23 protein-coding genes are annotated in these 20,879 nt (G+C 67.1%); 11 read left to right on the forward strand and 12 right to left on the reverse strand.

The window, feature by feature from the left end:
- Positions 1 to 20 precede the first annotated feature (20 nt).
- Positions 21 to 623: a TetR family transcriptional regulator KstR2 gene (kstR2, locus tag P6281_RS02565; RefSeq protein WP_008263620.1), complete on the forward strand. Its 603-nt coding sequence runs from the start codon at positions 21 to 23 to the stop codon at positions 621 to 623.
- Position 624: 1 nt separating this feature from the next.
- Positions 625 to 1,785: a steroid 3-ketoacyl-CoA thiolase FadA6 gene (gene fadA6, locus P6281_RS02570; RefSeq protein ID WP_014381749.1), complete on the forward strand. Its 1,161-nt coding sequence runs from the start codon at positions 625 to 627 to the stop codon at positions 1,783 to 1,785.
- A 25-nt stretch (positions 1,786 to 1,810) separates the two neighbouring features.
- On the opposite strand, the gene P6281_RS02575 is transcribed toward fadA6, so the two are convergent.
- The 6 genes from P6281_RS02575 to echA20 are packed head-to-tail and all read right to left on the reverse strand — an operon-like array spanning position 1,811 to position 6,705.
- Positions 1,811 to 2,551: a hypothetical protein gene (locus P6281_RS02575; protein WP_014383764.1), complete on the reverse strand. Its 741-nt coding sequence runs from the start codon at positions 2,549 to 2,551 to the stop codon at positions 1,811 to 1,813.
- Positions 2,548 to 3,195 carry a SatD family protein gene (locus tag P6281_RS02580; protein WP_014379015.1) on the reverse strand — a complete coding sequence of 216 codons (648 nt, stop codon included), beginning with the start codon at positions 3,193 to 3,195 and terminating at the stop codon, positions 2,548 to 2,550. Before P6281_RS02580 ends, P6281_RS02575 begins: the two co-directional genes overlap by 4 nt.
- Positions 3,196 to 3,255: 60 nt before the next feature.
- The gene (gene ipdC / locus P6281_RS02585; protein ID WP_008263630.1) at positions 3,256 to 4,329 is read right to left on the reverse strand and encodes a (3aS,4S,5R,7aS)-5-hydroxy-7a-methyl-1-oxo-octahydro-1H-indene-4-carboxyl-CoA dehydrogenase; all 1,074 of its coding nucleotides are present in this window, start codon (positions 4,327 to 4,329) and stop codon (positions 3,256 to 3,258) included.
- A complete protein-coding gene (gene ipdB / locus P6281_RS02590; protein WP_014379016.1) occupies positions 4,329 to 5,072 on the reverse strand; it encodes a cholesterol ring-cleaving hydrolase subunit IpdB in 744 nt (247 codons plus the stop codon). Before ipdB ends, ipdC begins: the two co-directional genes overlap by 1 nt.
- Before the next feature lie 2 nt (positions 5,073 to 5,074).
- Positions 5,075 to 5,950: a cholesterol ring-cleaving hydrolase subunit IpdA gene (gene ipdA, locus P6281_RS02595; protein ID WP_014379017.1), complete on the reverse strand. Its 876-nt coding sequence runs from the start codon at positions 5,948 to 5,950 to the stop codon at positions 5,075 to 5,077.
- Positions 5,947 to 6,705: a (7aS)-7a-methyl-1,5-dioxo-2,3,5,6,7,7a-hexahydro-1H-indene-carboxyl-CoA hydrolase gene (gene echA20, locus P6281_RS02600; protein WP_324738606.1), complete on the reverse strand. Its 759-nt coding sequence runs from the start codon at positions 6,703 to 6,705 to the stop codon at positions 5,947 to 5,949. The genes ipdA and echA20 overlap by 4 nt, the downstream gene beginning before the upstream one ends.
- A gap of 59 nt (positions 6,706 to 6,764) precedes the next feature.
- Between echA20 and P6281_RS02605 the strand changes: the two genes are divergently transcribed.
- Both P6281_RS02605 and P6281_RS02610 read left to right on the forward strand, forming a co-directional pair.
- A complete protein-coding gene (locus P6281_RS02605) occupies positions 6,765 to 7,562 on the forward strand; it encodes an SDR family oxidoreductase (RefSeq protein ID WP_162832313.1) in 798 nt (265 codons plus the stop codon).
- Between the two features lie 14 nt (positions 7,563 to 7,576).
- The gene (locus tag P6281_RS02610) at positions 7,577 to 8,482 is read left to right on the forward strand and encodes an SDR family oxidoreductase (RefSeq protein ID WP_008263643.1); all 906 of its coding nucleotides are present in this window, start codon (positions 7,577 to 7,579) and stop codon (positions 8,480 to 8,482) included.
- A gap of 25 nt (positions 8,483 to 8,507) precedes the next feature.
- On the opposite strand, the gene P6281_RS02615 is transcribed toward P6281_RS02610, so the two are convergent.
- The 4 genes from P6281_RS02615 to P6281_RS02630 are packed head-to-tail and all read right to left on the reverse strand — an operon-like array spanning position 8,508 to position 11,072.
- Positions 8,508 to 9,005: a nitroreductase family deazaflavin-dependent oxidoreductase gene (locus P6281_RS02615; RefSeq protein ID WP_324738607.1), complete on the reverse strand. Its 498-nt coding sequence runs from the start codon at positions 9,003 to 9,005 to the stop codon at positions 8,508 to 8,510.
- Positions 9,006 to 9,044: 39 nt separating this feature from the next.
- Positions 9,045 to 9,497, reverse strand: a complete 453-nt coding sequence (locus tag P6281_RS02620) for a nitroreductase family deazaflavin-dependent oxidoreductase (RefSeq protein ID WP_324738608.1) — start codon at positions 9,495 to 9,497, stop codon at positions 9,045 to 9,047.
- Between the two features lie 17 nt (positions 9,498 to 9,514).
- Positions 9,515 to 9,901, reverse strand: coding sequence for a hypothetical protein (locus tag P6281_RS02625; RefSeq protein WP_014383767.1), 387 nt, complete (start codon positions 9,899 to 9,901; stop codon positions 9,515 to 9,517).
- A 7-nt stretch (positions 9,902 to 9,908) separates the two neighbouring features.
- On the reverse strand, positions 9,909 to 11,072 hold the full coding sequence (locus P6281_RS02630; RefSeq protein ID WP_014381753.1) for a steroid 3-ketoacyl-CoA thiolase: 1,164 nt from the start codon (positions 11,070 to 11,072) through the stop codon (positions 9,909 to 9,911).
- A 159-nt stretch (positions 11,073 to 11,231) separates the two neighbouring features.
- Between P6281_RS02630 and P6281_RS02635 the strand changes: the two genes are divergently transcribed.
- From P6281_RS02635 to P6281_RS02665, 7 genes are all read left to right on the forward strand, one after another.
- Entirely contained in the window at positions 11,232 to 12,482 is a 1,251-nt protein-coding gene (locus P6281_RS02635) for a cytochrome P450 (RefSeq protein WP_009956913.1), read from the forward strand.
- A 19-nt stretch (positions 12,483 to 12,501) separates the two neighbouring features.
- Positions 12,502 to 13,515 (forward strand): acyl-CoA dehydrogenase family protein, encoded by a 1,014-nt coding sequence (locus tag P6281_RS02640; protein WP_324738921.1) that lies wholly within the window; start codon positions 12,502 to 12,504, stop codon positions 13,513 to 13,515.
- Complete coding sequence (fadE29, locus tag P6281_RS02645) at positions 13,506 to 14,669, forward strand: acyl-CoA dehydrogenase FadE29 (RefSeq protein WP_009956911.1); 1,164 nt, start codon at positions 13,506 to 13,508, stop codon at positions 14,667 to 14,669. The genes P6281_RS02640 and fadE29 overlap by 10 nt, the downstream gene beginning before the upstream one ends.
- Positions 14,666 to 15,628 (forward strand): bifunctional MaoC family dehydratase N-terminal/OB-fold nucleic acid binding domain-containing protein, encoded by a 963-nt coding sequence (locus tag P6281_RS02650; RefSeq protein WP_014383768.1) that lies wholly within the window; start codon positions 14,666 to 14,668, stop codon positions 15,626 to 15,628. Before fadE29 ends, P6281_RS02650 begins: the two co-directional genes overlap by 4 nt.
- Complete coding sequence (locus P6281_RS02655) at positions 15,625 to 16,026, forward strand: MaoC family dehydratase (protein ID WP_008263666.1); 402 nt, start codon at positions 15,625 to 15,627, stop codon at positions 16,024 to 16,026. The genes P6281_RS02650 and P6281_RS02655 overlap by 4 nt, the downstream gene beginning before the upstream one ends.
- Entirely contained in the window at positions 16,027 to 17,208 is a 1,182-nt protein-coding gene (locus tag P6281_RS02660; RefSeq protein ID WP_020188688.1) for a lipid-transfer protein, read from the forward strand.
- A 142-nt stretch (positions 17,209 to 17,350) separates the two neighbouring features.
- Positions 17,351 to 18,196, forward strand: a complete 846-nt coding sequence (locus P6281_RS02665; RefSeq protein ID WP_029385379.1) for a DUF559 domain-containing protein — start codon at positions 17,351 to 17,353, stop codon at positions 18,194 to 18,196.
- Positions 18,197 to 18,270: 74 nt separating this feature from the next.
- Here P6281_RS02665 and P6281_RS02670 read toward each other — a convergent pair whose 3' ends face one another.
- Positions 18,271 to 19,131: a MaoC/PaaZ C-terminal domain-containing protein gene (locus tag P6281_RS02670; RefSeq protein ID WP_008263672.1), complete on the reverse strand. Its 861-nt coding sequence runs from the start codon at positions 19,129 to 19,131 to the stop codon at positions 18,271 to 18,273.
- Positions 19,132 to 19,136: 5 nt separating this feature from the next.
- Complete coding sequence (gene kstD, locus P6281_RS02675) at positions 19,137 to 20,828, reverse strand: 3-oxosteroid 1-dehydrogenase (protein ID WP_008263674.1); 1,692 nt, start codon at positions 20,826 to 20,828, stop codon at positions 19,137 to 19,139.
- Between the last annotated feature and the right edge of the window lie 51 nt (positions 20,829 to 20,879).

Below are 20,879 nucleotides of genomic sequence, written 5' to 3' on the forward strand. Positions count from 1 at the left end.
TTGGTTGATACTCTGGTCGGGTGGACCGAGTGACCGGTCAGGCCAACAGCCGGCGAGACGAGTTGCTGGAGCTTGCCGCGACCATGTTCGCCGAGCGCGGGCTGCGCGCCACCACGGTGCGCGACATCGCCGACAGCGCCGGCATCCTGTCGGGCAGCCTGTACCACCACTTCTCGTCCAAAGAGGAGATGGTCGACGAGCTCTTGCGCAGCTTCCTGGACTGGTTGTTCGCCCGGTACCGCGAGATCGTGGACGGCGAGGCCAACCCGCTGGAGCGGCTCAAGGGGCTGTTCATGGCGTCGTTCGAGGCGATCGAGCACCGGCACGCGCAGGTCGTCATCTACCAGGACGAAGCCCAGCGGCTGTTGTCACAGCCCCGGTTCTCCTACATCGAGGACATGAACCGGCAACAGCGCAAGATGTGGCTCGAGCTGCTCCATCAGGGCGTCGACGAGGGCTACTTCCGTCCCGATCTCGACGTCGACCTTGTCTACCGCTTCATCCGTGACACCACGTGGGTGTCGGTGCGCTGGTATCAGCCCGGCGGTCCGCTCACCGCGCAGCAGGTGGGTCAGCAATACCTCGCCATCGTTCTTGGCGGGATCACCAAAGAAGGAGTCTGAAATGCCAGAGGCCTACGTCATCGACGCCGTGCGTACTGCGGTCGGCAAGCGCGGCGGATCGCTGGCCGGAGTGCATCCGGTCGACCTGGGTGCGCTGGGATGGCGCGGACTGCTCGACCGGGTCGACGTCGACCCCGCCGCAGTCGACGACGTGATCGCCGGCTGCGTCGATGCCATCGGGGCGCAGGCCGGCAACATCGCGCGCCTCTCCTGGCTGGCCGCGGGCTACCCCGAAGAGGTGCCCGGCGTTACCGTCGACCGCCAGTGCGGCTCCAGTCAGCAGGCCATTTCCTTTGGCGCACAGGCGATTATGTCCGGCACCGCCGACCTCATCGTCGCCGGGGGCGTGCAGAACATGAGCCAGATCCCGATCTCGTCGGCCATGACCGTCGGCGAGCAGTTCGGCTTCACCTCCCCGACCAACGAGTCCAAGCAGTGGCTGCATCGCTACGGCGACCAGGAGATCTCGCAGTTTCGCGGCTCGGAGCTGATCGCCGAGAAGTGGAACCTGTCGCGCGAAGAGATGGAGCGATACGCGCTGACCAGTCACGAGCGCGCGTTCGCGGCGATCCGGGGCGGCCACTTCGACAACGAAATCATCACCGTGGAAACCGAATCCGGGCCGTTCCGGGTCGACGAGGGCCCGCGCGAATCGTCGCTGGAGAAGATGGCCGGCCTCAAGCCTCTGGTCGAGGGCGGCCGGCTGACGGCGGCCATGGCCAGCCAGATCTCCGACGGGGCCAGCGCGGTGCTGCTGGCGTCCGAGCGGGCCGTCAAGGAGCACAACCTGACACCGCGGGCCCGCATCCACCACATCAGCGCACGCGCGGCCGACCCGGTCTTCATGCTGACCGGGCCGATTCCGGCGACCCGCTACGCGCTGGACAAGACCGGGCTGTCGATCGACGACATCGACACGGTCGAGATCAACGAGGCGTTCGCCCCGGTGGTCTTGGCCTGGCTCAAGGAAGTCAAGGCCGACCCGGAGAAGGTCAACCCCAACGGCGGGGCGATCGCGCTCGGGCACCCGCTGGGCGCCACCGGCGCCAAGCTGTTCACCACCATGCTCAACGAGCTCGAGCGCACCGGCGGCCGTTACGGCCTGCAGACGATGTGCGAGGGCGGGGGCACCGCCAACGTCACCATCATCGAGCGGCTGTAGCTCGCTCGGCCTTCTCGCCGCTCGGCTACGGGGTCGCCAGAACGAGCCCGATGCCGCCCAGGGCGAGCAGCCAACTGGTGAAGCTGCCGACGAGGAAGTACTCGGTCACCTCGTCGATGCCGACGTCGCCGTTACCGCCCTTCTGCGCGTTCAACTCCGGGAAGCGGATGATCCCCTTGGCGGCGACGACGGCGCTCGCCGCGGCGACCTGCCCGCCGACACCGAGGCTCAGGATCAGCAGGCGTTCCATCGGTCCCAGCAGTCTGCCGCCCTTGAGCCGGTCCGACGGCTGCGGCTGACCTTCCGGGCGCATCGCGCCCACCGAGGCAAGAACCAAGCGCACCAACTGATTTGCGGTGGCGAACTGGGCCAGGACGACGCCGACGATCATCAGCAGCCGGGTGGGCGTGACGTGGGTGAGCGGCAGGTGCACCCAGGACGACCATCGAGCGATCGCGCCGTTGGTCGGCGACGACCACCCGGACAGCAGCATCAGCAGTGCGAGCGCGGCGCCGAACACCGCCAGGGCCGCGCCTTGCCGGCTACCGCTGTGTTCGCTTCGCGCGCACAGCCATTCCCAGGCCACTACCGCCGCGGCGGCCAGCACCAGCAAGGGGATGTCGCCGGCATGCCAGAGGGCTCCCGCTGCGGCGCACGCCACCACCACGACCGGCCCGATCACGAGCGACGGCCATACCGTGCGGAGCGCTCGCCGACCGAGATCGGCGACTGCGAGCGCCGTGAGGAATACCGCGACGGCGCTCACGGCAGACTCCGAAGATAGTGGCTGGCAAGGACAATCAGATCCAAACCATCGCGGCTCGCGCGCTGAGACACCGCGGATGGACTGATGCCCTCGTCCGCGGCGAGCTCCTTTTTGGTTCGGCCCGTCATCAAGCCCCTCACGATCCGCAACGATCTTTCGTCGAGCGATCCAAGCAGATGGTCCCGACAAATCAGCGCCGCGTTGACCGCCGCGGCGTCGGTGCGTGTGTCACCGTCCGCCCGGAACGTCGTGCGTACCAACGCGAAGCCGGGTTGCCGCTGGGCCTCTGCGGTCTGCTGGATGGCCGCCCGTGCGCTCCACCAACCGGGCCCGTCCTGAATTCCCGCGTCGGCATCGAGGATGGTGACCGCGCCCCATCCGATGCCGAAACGGACGTCGATGTCCGGGGCGAGCAGCAGGCGGACGGTCAATGCCGCGTCGATGGCGGCCCCGACGGTGGGGTAGCTGCCCTGGAACTCGTCGCCGACGGTGAAGGCGGGCGGGTCGATCGCGCCGTCGCCCACTTCCCGCAGAGCCGCGGACAGGGCGCGGTGCAACCCGGGGCGATCGGTGGCATGCCGGGAACCGACGACATCACCGATCAGCGTCGCGCGAGATGAAGGCTGTGGCTTCATCCGATCCATTTGAAGAGTATAGCTTAATTACATCAAGATTCAGCAAATAGCTTCACAAGCGGCGCGTGGCTACTCGTGCACCAGGGCGGATGCCGCCCGCAGGTGCTCGATGGCGTCCCGCACGATCGAATCGATCAGCTCGGCGCACGACGGCAGATCCTCGAGGATGCCCGCCACCTGCCCGGAGGCCAGCACCCCGGCCTCCGTATTGCCGTCCACCAGACCGGCTTTCAACAGCATCGGGGTGTTGGCCGCCATGACGACCTGCGACCAGGTCAGCTCCTTGCCGTGCCGCATCGCCAGGCCGTCGCTGATCATCGACCGCCACGTCATCCGTGACATGTGCTTGAACTTGGCCGCGTTGCGCACCGCGGCGGTCAGACCCCGCACCGGCGAACCGTTTTCCAGCTTCTCGACCAGGCCGGTGCGCAGGACCCGGTGCGGCATGCCGTCGACGCGGGTGGTGACGACGGTGCCGTCCAGCGCCGCCTCCAGGTAGCGCCGCTTGACCGCGTCGGGCACGGTCGAATCCGAGGTCAGCAGGAAACGCGTGCCCATCGCGACACCGGCGGCGCCGTAGCTCAGGGCGGCCGCCAACCCGCGCCCGTCGAAGAATCCGCCCGCGGCGATGACGGGAATGCCGGTGCCTCGCACGGCGTCCAGCACCGAGGGCAGCAGCAGCGTGGTGGCGACGGGACCGGTGTGCCCGCCACCCTCGCCGCCCTGCACGATCATCGCGTCCGCACCCCACCCGGCGACCTTGCGGGCGTGCTTGGCCGCGCCGATCGACGGAATCACCACCGCGCCGGCCTCTTTGAGCCGGGCGATGAGCTCCTGCTTGGGCGCCAGGGCAAAGGACGCCACCTTGACGCCTTCGCGGATCATCAGATCGACCCGGTCGCCGGCATCGGCCGCGTCGGCGCGGATGTTCACGCCGAACGGCTTGTCCGTGGCGGCCTTGACCTTGGCGATGGCCGTCGCCAATTCGTCCAGCGTCATGGTGGCCGACGCCAAAATGCCCAGCCCGCCCGCGTTCGCGGTGGCCGACACCAGGCGCGCCCCGGCCACCCAACCCATCCCGGTTTGCACCACCGGGTGCTCGACACCGACCAGCTCGGTCAGCGGCGTGCGCAACCTGGTCATCAACGTATCTCTCGGTCGCGCAACGACTTCGGATCGATCGTTTCGCGGATGAGGCGCAGTTCGTCCGCGGTGGGCAGCCGGGTCTCCTCGGCGTCCTCGAGCCCATGGATCTCGAACGAGGTGGCCTCGCGGACCTCGTCCGGCGAGACCCCTGGGTGCAGGCTCAGCGCCCGCATGGTCCGGTCGGGCCCGCCGAAGTCGAAGACGCCGAGGTTCGACACGACCCGGTAGGTGTTGGCGAACCGAAACGCCGGATTGTCGGCATCGACGTTGTCCCAACCGATCCCGCAGACCACGTCCACCTTCTCGCTGAACACCCGCTTGGAATGGTTGCCCACCCAATAGCTGGTCGCGTGGTTGATGGCGTTGCCCGGGGCGCCGCGCACGCCGAACATCTGGCGTTTGGGTTGCTGCAACGGGCCGAACGCCGAGATGTTCTGATTGCCAAACCGGTCAACCTGATTGGCGCCCATCACCACGTGGCGGCGCCCCCAGGCCAGCGTCTCGAACACCCGGCCGAACGGCATCCAGCCCTCGACGGTACCGGTCGCGCCGAGCGCCGGGGTGTCGGCCAGCAGTTGGGCCTCGCCGTCGGTCAGCAAGATATCGGGGGAGAAGGTCAAGCGGGCTAGCCGCGCCCCGACGGAGGCCATGTTGGTCATCGGGCTGACCATGATCTCGCCCGCGTCCCTGAACAATTCGGCACAGGCGACTGCGCACACTTCGGCGCGGGTGCTGCTCACTTTCAGGCCTCCTCTGCGAATGCGCGAACCGCCGCCTGGTAGTCGTCTTCGGTGCCCGACAGGTAGGTCTGGGTGAACTTCTGCCAGCCCTCGTCGGTCGACGCCGCCTCGGCGTAGTGCCGCTGGAACTTCTCGTCGCGCCCGTAATCCGGTGCGGCGGTGGTGAAGTGGGCACCGTTGGGCGCCTCCACGACGCTGTCGACCATCATCCGGTTGACCAGCAGCGCCTGCGGCGGCACCGCCTTGATCAGTTCGTCGGTGGATACGATGCGCTCGACCGACAGGTGGCGCCTGTCGGCGGCCATCAGGAACAGATCGTCGAAGTAGGGGTCGATCCCGGTGTAGGCGGCGTTGCCCCGGCTGTCGCCGAGGTTGAGGTGGACGAATGCGGCGTCCAGGCGCAGCGCGGGCATGGCGATCAGCGTTTCGTGGCCGCCGTCCGTGGGGTACGGCGAAGTGACGGTCTGCAGTTCACCCTCCCAGAAGTCGGGCACCGAACTGCCCAGCCCGGCCCGGATCGGCAGGAACGGCAGGCGTTGCGCGGCGGCCTGTAACCCGCAGCGCAGCATGCCCTCGTCCATTTCGCGGGCCTCGATCGCCCCGGCCGCCCGGGCCTTGGCGAACCACGGGTCGTAGAACGGCGGGGAGTCCAGCGAGACGAACCCGTAGTAGACGCGCTTCACCTTGCCGGCCGAGCACAGCAGCCCCAGGTCGGGCCCGCCGTAGGTGACCACGGTCAGGTCGGTGACATCGGTGCGCAGCAGGGCGCGCACGAATGCCATTGGCTTGCGCCGAGATCCCCATCCGCCGATGCCGATGGTCATGCCGCTGCGCACCTGCGCGACGGCCTCGTCGAGGGTGGTTCTCTTGTCGCTCACGCGTCCTTGCCCTTCGTCGTGCCGGCGAACGCGTCGCGGTGCTCGTCGGCCACCCCGGCGAGATTGAGCTCGAACGTAAAGCCTTGCTCCATCCGGTAACTCGAGTTGACGCGTTGCACGTCGATGAGGTTCAGTGCCTCCTTGGCCGCCCGGATGACCCGGGTGTCCTTGGCGGCGATGTCGCGCGCGACCCGCAATGCGGCCTCGTCCAGCTGATCCCGCGGCACGATCTCGTGCACCGAACCGAAGTGGTGCAGGGTGGCGGCGTCGACGGTGGCGGCGGTGAAGAACAGCCGTCGCATCAGGTGCTGGGGCACCAGCCGGGACAGGTGGGTGGCCGCGCCGAGCGCGCCGCGCTCCACCTCGGGGAGCCCGAAGGTGGCGTCCTCGGAGGCGACGATGACGTCGGAGTTGCCGACCAGGCCGATGCCGCCGCCGACGCAGAATCCGTTCACGGCCGCGACGACGGGCACCGCGCACTCATAGACGGCGCGGAACGCGGCGAAGCAGCCGCGGTTGGCGTCGATCAGCGAATTGAATCCCTCGGTGCGCTGCATCTCCTTGATGTCGACCCCGGCGTTGAAGCCGCGGCCCTCGGCCCGCAGGATGACGACGTGGGTTTGCGGGTCCTGGCCGGCCGCGGTGACGGCGTCGGCCAGTTCGAACCAGCCGCGCGACGGGATGGCGTTGACGGGCGGGTAGTCGACGGTAACCGCGACGATGCCCGGTTCGGTGGTTGTGGATGTGATGGTCAAGGTGCCACTTCCTTGTGGGGTAACTACCTAAGCAAGCACTTGCTTGGTACGCTAGCACAGTGACTCGCGCCGAAGCATGCCCCCCGTTTGCAGAAGCCATGAACTTGGGGCTGGCCGGGCGGGTGGTTCTCGTCACCGGCGGCGTTCGCGGGGTGGGCGCCGGAATTAGCGCGGTTTTCGCCGCGCAGGGCGCCACCGTCGTCACCTGCGCGCGACGGCCGGTCGAGGGATCGCCCTATGAGTTCCACTCCTGCGACGTCCGCGATGACGACGCGGTCAGTGAATTGATCGACACCGTCGCGGACCGGCACGGGGGCCTCGATGTCGTCGTCAACAACGCCGGGGGATCGCCCTACGTGCTGACCGCGGAGTCCAGCGCCAAGTTCAACCGCAAGATCATCGAGCTCAATCTCATTGGCGCGCTGTCTGTTTCGCAGCACGCGAACGACAAGATGCAAGCCCAGCCGCGCGGCGGGTCGATCATCAACATCTGCAGCCTGTCGGGGCGTCGACCCTCCCCGGGTACCGGCGCGTACGGGGCGGCCAAGGCGGGGCTGGAGAGCCTCACCCAGACCTTGGCCGTGGAATGGGGACCCAAGGTCCGGGTCAACGCCTGTGTGGTCGGCATGGTGGAGACCGAACAATCGGAACTGTTCTACGGCGACGCAGAATCGATCGCCGCGATCTCGAAGAACGTGCCGCTCGGCCGGCTGGCCAAACCGGACGACATCGGCTGGGCCGCGGCGTTTCTGGCCTCGGACGCGGCCTCCTACATCAGCGGCGCCTCGCTAGAGGTGCACGGCGGCGGCGAGCCCCCGCACTACCTGGCCACCACGAACGCGAACGCGATCAAGTAGAGGAGAAAACAACTATGGGAGTGGTTGACGGCCGCGTCGTCATCGTCACCGGAGCCGGCGGGGGTATCGGTCGCGCGCACGCGCTGGCCTTCGCCGCCGAGGGTGCGCGGGTGGTGGTCAACGACATCGGGGTGGGCCTGGACGGTTCACCGGCGGGCGGCGGCAGCGCCGCCCAGGGGGTGGTCGACGAGATCATCGCCGCCGGGGGCGAAGCCGTCGCCAATGGTTCCAACGTCGCCGACTGGGACCAGGCTGCCGAACTGATTCGGACCGCCGTCGAAACATTCGGCGGCCTGGACGTTTTGGTGAACAACGCCGGCATCGTGCGCGACAGGATGATGGCCAACACCAGCGAGGAGGAGTTCGACGCCGTCGTCGCCGTGCACCTCAAGGGCCACTTCGCCACGATGCGGCACGCCGCGTCGTATTGGCGTGGGTTGTCCAAAGAGGGCAAAACCGTTGACGCGCGGATCATCAACACGAGCTCGGGCGCCGGCCTGCAGGGCAGTGTCGGGCAGGGCAACTACAGCGCCGCCAAGGCGGGCATCGCGGCGATGACGCTCGTCGGCGCGGCCGAGATGGGCCGCTACGGCGTCACCGTCAACGCCATCGCTCCCTCGGCGCGCACCCGCATGACCGAGACCGTCTTCGCCGAGATGATGTCCACCCAGGATCAGGATTTCGACGCGATGGCCCCGGAAAACATTTCCCCCCTGGTGGTTTGGCTGGGTAGCGCCGAATCGCGCGACGTGACCGGCAAGGTGTTCGAGGTCGAGGGCGGCAAGATTCGCGTCGCCGAGGGCTGGGCGCACGGGCCGGAGATCGACAAGGGGGCGCGGTGGGATCCCGCGGAGCTGGGACGCGTCGTCGCCGACCTGCTCGCCAAGGCGCGCCCGCCGGTCCCGGTCTACGGCGCCTGACGCGGCGCCCGCGCCGAACGTGCACTCACGGCGATGATTTCGCCGATTCTTCGCCGTCGGTGCACGCTCGCCGAGGGGGTTCGCACACCACGAGCGGGATGACCCGGTCGGCGGCTTCGCGGTACTTGCGGTAGGGCGGGTACATCCGCATCAGCGGCGGCCAATAGCGTTCGCGCTCGGCGTCGGTCGCGTCGCGCGCGATCAATTCCAGGCGCTGAGCCCGGATCTGCACCCGCACCTCGGGATTCTCCCGAAGGTTCAGATACCACACCGGGTCTTCGTCGCGGCCGCCGAACGACGCGGGCAAAATCACCCGTTCACCGTCGCGCAGGTAGAGCGTCGCGGTGGTCCGCGGCCGGTTGGACTTGCGTCCGGTCGTGGTCAGCAGCGCCGCCGGGAATCGCAGCAATTTCGCGCCGATCCTGCCGTTGGTTCGACGGTACACCCAGATGTGCAGGCACGCGAAGTACTTGAGCAGCAGCGCAATCGGGCGCGAGTTGCGGATCCAGCGACGCTCGGACATCTTGCCCAGGATGGTTCCCCATCCGGGCGATTTGAAACTCTAGGGGTCGCAGATGACGACCGGGATCACCCGATCGGTCCAGGACCGGTAATCGTCGAACGAGGGATACATGGCGTCCAACTTCGGCCAGTACTTGGCCCGTTCCGCCTCGGTGGCGTCGCGGGCCTGCAGGTGAAGCACCTCGTCCTTGATCTGCACGGACACTTTGGGATTGGCCTTGAGGTTGAGGTACCACAGCGGGTGCTTGTCGCTGCCGCCCTTCGATGCGACCAGTACCACCCGATCGCCCTCGCGCAGGTAAAGCAGCGGGCTCACCCGCGGTTCGCCGGTCTTGCGTCCCGTCGTGGTGAGCAGCGCGACGGGGGCCTTCTGGAAAGTGCCGCCGAATTTTCCATTGCTGCGTCGGTATATCCATGCGTTGCCCTTGGCCATCCACTTGATGATGAAGGCGACCCAGGGTGAGTTCAGTGCGCGTGGCTTCGGTTTCGGCATGATGTTCCTCGACGTCCCTAACGCTGGATGAAGGGGTGGAAGCGAACCTTGATGTGGTGGATTTCGGCTTTCCCGTTTGCGCTTTCGGCCGGAATGACGAAGGTCTCGGTGACGTGCGCCGCGAGCCGACGCCCGCCCAACGCCGCCTTGGTCAGCACCTGGTACGCGGCGTGCACGTCGTCGCCGTCGATGCGGTACTCCGGCGTCGTCGTGTGCGCCAGCAACCGATACTGCGGCCCGCGATTCAGGCTGCGCCGCAGGTGATTTCCGGAGAACCCGTTCTTGATGCCCTGCTCGATGCGGGTGCAGCCGGCCGCGAACGGGACGGTGTCGCCGTCATGGCTGACCAGCGCGTCGATGTAGGACTGCGCCGCGGCGATGCGGCTCTCTTCGGAGACGAGCAAGGGGGAACTAGATGCGCTCGATGATGGTGCCGGTGGACAGGGCGCCGCCCGCGCACATCGTGATCAATGCGGTGGTCTGGTCGGTGCGCTCCAATTCGTGCAGCGCGGTGGTGATCAGCCGGCTGCCGGTCGACCCGACCGGGTGGCCGAGCGCGATGGCGCCGCCGTTGACGTTGACCCTGGCCATGTCCGGCTCGTGCACCCGAGCCCAGGACAACACCACCGAGGCGAACGCCTCGTTGATCTCGACGAGGTCGATGTCCCCCATCTTCATGCCGGCCTTCTCCAGCACCTTGGCCGTCGACTGCACCGGCCCGTCGAGGTGGTAGTAGGGCTCGGCGCCGACCAACGCCTGACTGACGATGCGGGCGCGCGGCCGCAGGCCCAAAGCCTTGGCCTTGTCCTCGTCCATCCACAGCACGGCCGCCGCGCCGTCGGAGATCTGCGACGACGTTCCCGCCGTGTGGATCCCGCCTTCGAGGACCGGCTTCAGCGCGCTCAGACCCGACAGGGTCGTCTCGCGCAGGCCCTGGTCGCGAGAGATGGTGACGCGCTCCGACGTCGGCTGCTTGTTCTCGTCGAGCGCCGGGGCCTCGATGGGGGAGATCTCACGGTCGAAGCGGCCCTCGTCCCAGGCCTGCTTGGCCCTGGCCTGCGAGTTGAAGCCGAACTCGTCGATCTCCTCGCGGGTGATGCCGCGCCGCTTGGCGATCCGCTCGGCGGCGGTGAACTGGTCGGGCAGGTCGATGTCCCACGACGCGGGCCGCAGGATGCTGCGGTCGGGGCCCGCGTTGGCGCCGAGGCCGACGCGGCTCATGGCCTCGATGCCACACGCGATACCGATGTCGATGGCGCCGGCGGCGATCAGCCCGGCGACCAGGCCGTTGGCCTGCTGGCCGCTGCCGCACTGGCAGTCCACGGTCATGGCGCCGACGTGCTCGGGCAGACCGGCCACCAGCCAGCTGACCCGGCTGATGTTGTTGGACTGTTCGCCGTACTGCGTGACGCAGCCGCCGATGACCTGTTCGACGTCGCCGGCTTCGATGCCTGCCTTCTCAACCAGCGCCTTCTGCACCGCACCCAACAGCTCGGTGGCGTGCAGCCCTGACAACCAGCCATTGCGCTTGCCGATCGGGCTGCGAGTGGCTTCGACGATTACCGGGTTACCCATGACGCCAGGCTAGAACACGTTTCATTACTATGACAAGCGAGGATGCGTCGCCGCCTTTTGTCTGCGGTGGAGGCATGTTTTACTGGCACCAGAGCATCACTAGGACAACTAGTGTCCTGGGATCGCAAGTCATCGAGGACTGTAGTTAGGAGAAGTAGCGTGCCCAGTCCGAATCTTCCGCCCGGGTTTGATTTTCTCGATCCGGACGTCAGTGTCAAAGGCCTCCCGGTCGCGGAGTTGGCCGAAGTGCGCAAGTCCGAGCCGATCTTCTGGGTAGACGTCCCGGGCGGCACGGGCGGTTTTGGCGACAAAGGCTATTGGGCCATCACCAAGCACAAGGACGTCAAAGAGATCTCTGTGCGCAGTGACATCTTCTCGTCTCAGCAGGACTGCGCCATCCCGGTGTGGCCGCAGGAGATGACGCGCGAGCAGATCGACCTGCAGCGCAACGTCATGCTCAACATGGACGCCCCGCACCACACGCGGCTGCGCAAGATCATCTCGCGCGGCTTCACCCCGCGGGCCATCGGACGGCTGCGCGACGAGTTGGACGCCCGCGCGCAAAACATCGCGAAGACGGCCGCCTCGTCGGGCTCCGGCGACTTCGTCGAGCAGGTCTCCTGTGAGCTGCCGCTGCAGGCCATCGCGGGTCTGCTGGGTGTTCCGCAGGAGGATCGGGACAAGATCTTCCGCTGGTCCAACGAGATGACCGGCAACGAAGACCCCGAGTACGCGCACATCGATCCCGCGATGTCCTCGGCCGAGCTGATCATGTACGCGATGAAGATGGCCGAGGAGCGCGCCAAGAACCCCGGCGACGACATCGTCACCCAGCTGATCCAGGCCGACATCGACGGCGAGAAGCTCTCCGACGACGAATTCGGGTTCTTCGTGGTCATGCTGGCCGTCGCGGGCAACGAAACCACCCGGAACTCGATCACGCACGGCATGATCGCGTTCGCGGACAACCCCGACCAGTGGGAGTTGTTCAAGAAGGAGCGCCCGGACACCGCGCCCGACGAAATCGTCCGGTGGGCAACGCCGGTCACGGCGTTCCAGCGGACCGCGCTGGAGGACTACGAGCTGTCCGGTGTGCAGATCAAGAAGGGCCAGCGGGTCGTGATGTTCTACCGCTCGGCCAACTTCGACGAAGAGGTCTTCGAGGACCCGCACAGCTTCAACATCATGCGAAACCCCAACCCGCACGTGGGCTTTGGCGGCACCGGTGCCCACTACTGCATCGGCGCCAACCTGGCCCGGATGACGATCAGCCTGATCTTCAACGCCGTGGCCGACCACATGCCGGACCTCAAGCCGATCTCCGCGCCCGAGCGGCTGCGGTCGGGGTGGCTCAACGGCATCAAGCACTGGCAGGTCGACTACACCGGCAAGTGCCCGGTGGCGCACTGATATGGCGGCCGAAGCCACGATGGATTTCGATCTCACCGCGACACAACAGGCGGTCGCCGACGTCGTGACGTCGGTGTTCGAGCGCGAATTGAGTTGGGAGGCTTTGGTCAACGGCGGCGTGACGGCGCTGCCGGTGCCCGAGCGCCTCGGCGGTGACGGGGTGGGATTGCCCGAGGTCGCCACCGTGCTGACGGAGATCGGTCGCCACGGCACGATCACGCCGGCCCTGGCCACCCTGGGTTTCGGTGTGCTCCCCCTGGTTGACCTGGCTTCCGAGGACCAGCAGGACCGGTTTTTGGCGGGCGTCGCCAAGGGCGGCGTGCTGACCGCGGCGCTCAACGAGCCCGGCGCCGCGTTGCCGGACCGGCCGTCGACCACGTTCGCGGGCGGCCGGCTGTCGGGCACCAAGGTCGGCGTCGGCTATGCCGGACAAGCGGATTGGATGATCGTCACCGCCGACAGCGCGGTGGTCGTGGTGTCGCCGAAGGCCGGCGGCGTCGAGGTGGTCCAGACGCCGACCTCGAACGACTCCGACGAGTACACGGTCACGTTCACCGATGTCGCCGTCGAGGACGCCGACGTCTTGGCCGGCGCCACCGCGCAGCGCGTCAACCAGCTGGTGCTGGCTTCCATCGGCGCCTACGCCGACGGGCTGGTGGCCGGGGCGCTGCGGCTGACCGCCGACTACGTGGCCAACCGCAAGCAATTCGGCAAGCCGCTGTCGACCTTCCAGACCGTGGCCGCACAGCTCGCCGAGGTCTACATCGCCTCGCGCACCATCGATTTGGTGGCGAAATCGGTCGTGTGGCGGCTGTCGGAGGGGCGGGATGCCGACGACGACCTCGATGTCCTGGGGTATTGGGTCACCTCACAGGCGCCGCCGGTGATGCAGCTCTGCCATCACCTGCACGGCGGCATGGGCATGGACATCACCTATCCGATGCACCGGTACTACTCCACGATCAAGGACCTGACCCGGTTGCTGGGCGGTCCTTCTCATCGTCTCGATCTGGTGGGAGCGCAATGTTCATAGACCTGACCCCGGAGCAGCGCCAGCTGCAGGCGGAATTGCGGGAATACTTCTCGAACCTGATCTCGTCCGACGAGATGAAGGCGATGGAGCAGGACCGTCACAACGAGGCCTACCGCGCGGTGATCCGCCGGATGGGCCAGGACGGCAAGCTCGGCGTCGGGTGGCCAAAGGAGTTCGGCGGCTTGGGTTTCGGCCCGATCGAGCAGTCGATCTTCGTCAACGAGGCGCATCGCGCCGACGTGCCGCTGCCCGCGGTCACGCTGCAGACGGTCGGTCCGACCCTGCAGCAGTTCGGCAGCGAGATGCAGAAGAAGAAGTTCCTGCCGGCGATCCTGGCCGGCGAGGTGCACTTCGCGATCGGCTACACCGAGCCCGAGGCCGGTACGGACCTGGCCTCGCTGCGGACCACCGCCGTGCGTCACGGCGACGAGTACATCGTCAACGGGCAGAAGGTCTTCACCACCGGAGCCCACGACGCCGACTACATCTGGCTGGCCTGCCGCACGGACCCCGAAGCCGTGAAACACAAGGGCATTTCGATCCTGATCGTCGACACCAAGGATCCCGGTTACTCCTGGACGCCGATCATCCTGTCCGACGGCGCCCACCACACCAACGCCACGTATTACAACGATGTGCGGGTGCCCGCCGACATGCTGGTCGGCGAGGAGAACGGCGGGTGGCGGCTGATCACCACCCAGCTCAACAACGAACGCGTCATGCTCGGCCCGGCCGGGCGTACCGCGGGCATCTACGACCGGGTCCACGCCTGGGCGTCCAAGCCGGGAAGTGACGGGGTCACCCCGATCGACCACGCCGACGTCAAGCGCGCGCTCGGCGAGATTCACGCGATGTGGCGGATCAACGAGCTGCTCAACTGGCAGGTGGCCGCCGCCGGGGAGGACATCAACGTCGCCGACGCGGCGTCGACCAAAGTCTTTGGTACCGAGAAGATTCAGTACATCGGCCGGCTCGCCGAGGAAATCGTCGGCAAGTACGGTAACCCCGCCGACTCGGACACCGCCGACCTGCTCAACTGGCTGGACTCCCAGACCAAGCGCAACCTGGTCATCACCTTCGGGGGCGGCGTGAACGAGGTGATGCGCGAGATGATCGCCGCGGCCGGACTCAAAGTGCCGAGGGTGCCTCGATGACCGATATCAAGGAAGCGGTTGCGGAGATCACCGCCACCGTCGTCGCTGCACCGCGCGAGGCCCGGGATCCGGTGAACCAGCCGACGATCAACAACTGGGTCGAGGCGCTGGGCGACCGCAACCCGATCTACGTCGACGAGGCCGCGGCCAGGGCCGCCGGTCATCCCGGAATTGTCGCCCCGCCGGCCATGATTCAGGTGTGGACGATGTTCGGCCTGGGCGGGGAACGCCCGACCGACGACCCCATGGGCCCGATCATGCAGCTGTTCGACGAGGCCGGCTACATCGGCGTGGTCGCCACCAACTGCGAGCAGACCTACCACCGGTATCTGCGTCCCGGCGAGCAGGTCACCGTCGTGTCCGAGATGCGCGACGTGGTCGGCCCCAAGCAGACCGGGCTCGGCGAGGGCTGGTTCATCAACCAGCACATCACGTGGCGGGTCGGCGACGAGGATGTCGCCGAGATGGCCTGGCGAATCCTGAAATTCAGGCCCCGCGAGGATTCCGGCGCGACCGCATCGGTCCCTCAGGACCTGGACGCCGACGCCATGATGCGTCCGGCGGTCTCACGCGACACCGCCTTCTTCTGGGAGGGTGTGGCGGCGCACGAGCTGCGTATCCAGCGCCTCCCCGACGGCACCCTGCAGCACCCGCCGGTGCCCGCGGTGTGGCAAAACAAGGCCGAGCCGATCGATTTCGCGGTCGCCAGCGGCCGCGGCACGGTGTTCAGCTACGTGGTGCACCACGCACCGAAGGTGCCCGGGCGCACGCTGCCGTTCGTGATCGCACTGGTCGAACTGGAAGAGGGCGTCCGGATGCTCGGCGAGCTGCGCAACGTCGACCACGCCGAGGTCAAGATCGGAATGCCGGTCCGCGCAACCTATATCGACTTCCCGGCCGGTGAATCCGGGCCCGAGTGGAGCCTCTACGCCTGGGAGCCCATGGGAGACGAAGCATGAGCGCACCCGTTGTCGAAGTGGGCACCACCCTGCCCGAACTCAAGCTGCATGGCACGCCGACGTTCATCATCTCGACGGCCCTGGCCACCAGGGACTTTCAGGACGTGCACCACGACCGGGACCTGGCGCAGGCCAAGGGTTCCAAGGACATCTTCGTCAACATCCTCACCGACACCGGGCTGGTGCAGCGCTACGTCACCGACTGGGCAGGTCCGACGGCGCTGATCAAGTCGATCGGCCTGCGCCTGGGTGTGCCGTGGTACGCCTACGACACCGTGACGTTCTCCGGTGAGGTGACGGCCGTCGACGACGGCCTGATCACGCTGAAGGTGTTCGGGCGCAACAGCCTTGGCGATCACGTCATCGCGAACGTGACGCTGACGATCGGGGGCGCATAGATGTCAGCGGGCTTATTGAACGGCCGAGCCGCGATCGCCGGGATCGGCGCTACCGACTTCTCCAAGGACTCCGGCCGCAGCGAGCTGCGGTTGGCCGCCGAGGCGGTCCTGGATGCCCTGGACGACGCCGGGCTGAGCCCGTCCGATGTCGACGGGTTGACCACCTTCACGATGGACACCAACAACGAGACCGCTGTGGCACGCGCGGTCGGCATCGGTGATCTGAAGTTCTTCTCGCAGATCGGTTACGGCGGCGGCGCCGCCTGCGCGACCGTTCAGCAGGCGGCGCTCGCCGTGGCCACCGGCGTGGCCGACGTCGTCGTCGCGTACCGGGCGTTCAACGAGCGATCCGGCATGCGGTTCGGTCAGGTGCAGACCCGATTGGTGGGAAACGCCGGCGTGCAGGCTGATTCGACGGCGGCGGACAACTCGTTCTCCTACCCGCACGGGCTGTCCACGCCCGCCGCACAGGTCGCGATGATCGCCCAGCGCTACATGCACCTGTCCGGGGCGACCAGCCGGGACTTCGGCGCGATCTCGGTGGCCGACCGCAAGCACGCGGCCAAGAATCCGAAGGCCTATTTCTACGAGAAGCCGATAACCATTGAGGATCACCAGAATTCGCGGTGGATCGCCGAGCCGCTGCGGCTGCTGGACTGCTGCCAGGAGACCGACGGGGCGGTGGCGATCGTGGTGACGTCGCCCGAGCGGGCAAAGGACCTCAAGCAGCGGCCGGCGATCATCGAGGCGGCGGCGCAGGGCTCCAGCCCCGACCAGTACACGATGGTCAGCTACTACCGGCCCGAGCTCGGCCTGCCGGAGATGGGGGTCGTCGGTCAGCAGTTGTGGGCGCAGTCGGGGCTCAAACCGAGCGACATCCAGACCGCCGTGCTGTATGACCACTTCACTCCGTTCACGCTGATTCAGTTGGAGGAGTTGGGATTCTGCGGTCGCGGAGAGGCCAAGGACTTCATCGCCGACGGGGCGATCGAGATCGGCGGCCGGCTGCCCATCAACACCCATGGTGGCCAACTCGGCGAGGCCTACATCCACGGCATGAACGGCATCGCCGAGGGTGTGCGGCAGCTGCGGGGCACCTCGGTGAATCCGGTGCCCGACGTCGAGCACGTGCTCGTCACCGCGGGTACGGGCGTGCCCACCTCGGGCCTCATTCTCGGCTAGGTCTCCTTCCCCCGCCTTTTCCGCCTTTTTCGCGAATGCGCGGCCAGCCGCACATTCGCGCGTCGGAGTGCGGCCAGCCGCACACTCGGCGAGTGTGGATAGCCGAAGTGACGAGCTGAGTGCTCTCTGCGACGCTGCCTTCGTGCGGGAGCCATTCATCGGCAGCGAGGCCATAGCCGCGGGCGTCTGGACTAAGACCCAACTGGCTACCCGGTGTCGCCGTCTGTTTCCCGATGTATATACGGAACGTGATATTGAAGTTGATGCCGCTTTACGTGCGAAAGCAGGGTGGCTTTGGACCGGACGCCGAGGTGTTGTCGCGGGGTTTTCCGCCGCAGCTCTACATGGCAGTAATTGGGCGAACGACTTCCAGGCAGTGGAGTTGATTCACGATAATCGGCGGAGTCCACCTGGAATCCAAACACATCGAGACCGTATCGAGGCCGACGAGATAGAGACGGTTGCGGCCATGCCGGTTACTTCGCCGACCAGAACGGCCCTGGATTTGGGCTGCTGGTATCCCATCACGACCGCCGTGGCAGCTATCGACGCGCTTGCCCGCGCCACTAACGTCAAAGCGGCTGATGTTGAGCTGCTGGCTCGCAGATATGCTGGACGGCGAGGGATCGCGCGAGCGCGTGAAGCGGTGGACCTATTCGATGCCGGCGCGCAGTCACCGAAAGAGTCCTGGCTACGCCTCGTGCTGATCCAAGCGGGCTTGCCCAGGCCACAGACTCAGATTCCAGTTGTCAACGAATTCGGCAGCGCCATTGCATATTTGGATATGGGCTGGGAGGACGTCAAAGTCGCGGTCGAGTATGACGGCGAGCAACACCGCAGCGATCGACACCAGTACAGGTGGGATCTCCGTAGATCAGAGATATTGCAGCGGCGTGGCTGGATCGTTGTGCGAGTGGTCGCCGGTGACCGCCCGGCCGAGGTCGTCAGGCGTGTTCGCGACGCGTTGGCCGGCCGAGTGTGCGCATAGCCGCACAGTCGAGACCGAATGCGCGGCTAGCCGCACACTGACGCGAAGCAAAAGAGGAAGCGCGCCGGAAGCCGCTAGGCCGGGACGAGTTCGACCCCGGAGAGCACGACGGCGTTGTCGCGCGAGGGCGCGACAACGCTGGCCAAAAAGCGGCCGCCCTCCTTCCAGATGCCGACCTTGAGCGTTTCGCCGGGGAATGCCACCCCGGCGAAACGCGCACCGTAGGCGGCCACCGCGGCGGCGTCACCGTCGAGCAGTGCGTCGGTGATCGCCTTGCAGGTCATGCCGTACGTGCACAGCCCGTGCAGGATCGGCTGCGAAAAGCCTGCGGCAGCGGCGAATTCGGGATCGGAGTGGAGCGGGTTGCGGTCGCCACACAGCCGGTAGAGCAGCGCCTGCTGCGGCAGGATCGGCACGTCGACCTCCAGGTCGGGGGCCCGCTCCGGTGCGGCGTCACCCCCCGACGGGCCGCGCTCGCCGCCGAAGCCGCCTTCGCCGCGGGCGAAGATGGACCGCCGCTGCGTCCACAACAGCGTGCCGTCCGGCGCGGTCACCGTCGTCTCGCTCCAGATCACCGCGGCCTTGCCCTTGTCCCAGATGTCGGTGAACCGGGTGACGGCCTTGGCCGAGCCCGACGGCGGCAGCGGCCCGGGCACCTCGACCCGCTCGCTGGCGTGCAGCACCTTGCTCAGCTCGATGTCGATGCCCGGGAACTGCACGGTCGGCGGCTTCGTGGCGTGGAACGTGGCGGCCACGTTGCCGAACGTGGGCAGCACCTGCGGGGTGTCGTCGACTAGGTAGCGCAGCTCGCGCGGATCCATCGGGTCGGCGCCCGCGCCGAGCCCGAGGTGGTAGAGCTGCACATCGCTGCTGGCCCAAGAGAATTCGATGGGATCCAGCTCGGCGTTCAGCGCGACGTCTACGTCGATGGGCATCGCGGTTACCTTTCCCCGGCTCCGCCGGCAATGTGCAATGCCGCCAGGTAGCCGAACGTCATGGCCGGGCCGATGGTGCCACCCGGACCGGGGTACGTGTGGCCCATCACCGGCGCGCTGACATTGCCCGCGGCGTAAAGGCCTTCGATGATACTGCCGTCGTCGCGCAGCGCCCGCCCGTGGACATCGGTCCGGATGCCGCCCTTGGTGCCCAGGTCGCCGGGCACCATCTTGGCGGCGTAGTACGGCGCGTGGCTGATCTCGCCGAGGTTGGGGTTCGGCTTGTTGGTCGGGTCGCCGTAGTACCTGTCGTAGGCGCTCTCGCCGCGGTGGAAGTCCGCGTCGACGCCGGAGCGCGCGAAACCGTTGAAACGTTCCACGGTGGCGGTGAATTCGTTCACCGGAAGGCCGGCCTTCTGGGCCAGCTCCGCCAGCGTGTCGGCCGTGATGATGACGCCCGATTCCAGCCACTTGCGCGGAATGCGTTGTCCGGGCTGCAATCCCGCAAAGATGTAGCGGTCGCGGTACTGCTGGTCGAAGACCAGCCACGCGGGGATGTTCTCGCCCGGCCCGGGTCCCTGGCCATATTCGCCGCCGTACATGTGGTGGCAGGCCTCGACGTAGGGCATCGACTCGTTCATGAATCGCTTGCCGGACATGTTGACGATGATCGATCCCGGCGAGTTGCGCTCCGACAGCGCGAACCACGGCGCGCCGACCAGCGGGACGGTCGGGCCCCACCAGGCGTCTTCCATCAATTCCAGTCCGGCGCCCAACTTTTCGGCGGCGACGATGCCGTCGCCGGTGTTCGCCACCGCGCCCACCGTCCATTCGGTGGTGATCGGGGCGCGCTGGTATTTCACCCGCATTTGTTCGTTGTGCTCGAACCCTCCCGACGCCAGGATCACCCCGCGCCGGGCCCGGATCAGCCTGGGCTCACCCGATTCGGCATCAGCGGCGCCGCGCACATAGACCCCGCGCACGACGCCGTCTTCGACGTACAGGTCGGTCAGCGCGGTGTTGAGCACCACCGGAACGCCGGCGCGTTGCAAGCCGATCCGCAGCGGTCCGATCAGCGCCCGTCCCATGCCGACGAGGTTCTTGCCGGTCGCCTTGGCCCACATCGTGCGCGCGCCGACCTTCAGGCTGCGCAGCACGCCGCGCGGGTGACGCTTCAGTTGATTCAACCGCACGTAATCCTGTTGCATCACCACAACGTTGAGCGGCACTTTGCCGTACGCGGGCTCCAGGCCGGACTCGTCGGCGCCGAGCTTGCGGGCATCGAACGGCTTCGGCTCGATCGACCGGCCTTCGGCGCGCCCGCCGGGCGACTCGGGGTAGTAGTCGGAATACCGCGGAACCCAGCACATCTTCAGCGGTGTGTGCTTGAGCACGAACGACAACATCTCGGGCCCGCGCTCGAGGTAGGTGTCGATGCGTTCGGGCTCGACGACGCTGCCGACGATCCCGTGCAGATAGGTGCGGGCCGCCTCGGCGGTGTCCTTGACCCCGTCACGCTTGAGCACTTCGTTATTTGGGATCCAAACGCCGCCGCCCGACCGCGCGGTCGAGCCGCCGAAGTGCGGGGCCTTTTCGATGACTATGGTGGAAAGACCCCGGTGAGCGGCGGTAAGGGCGGCCACCATGCCGGCCCCGCCGCTCCCGACCACGACGACGTCGTACTCCTGCGCTGACATGTAGAACACGTTATAGAATTGCCCAGGGCGGCCGCTACTGGCCCGGGTCGA

Source organism: Mycobacterium sp. 5-140-3-2, assembly GCF_035666375.1.
Taxonomy (GTDB): Bacteria; Actinomycetota; Actinomycetes; order Mycobacteriales; family Mycobacteriaceae; genus Mycobacterium; species Mycobacterium intracellulare.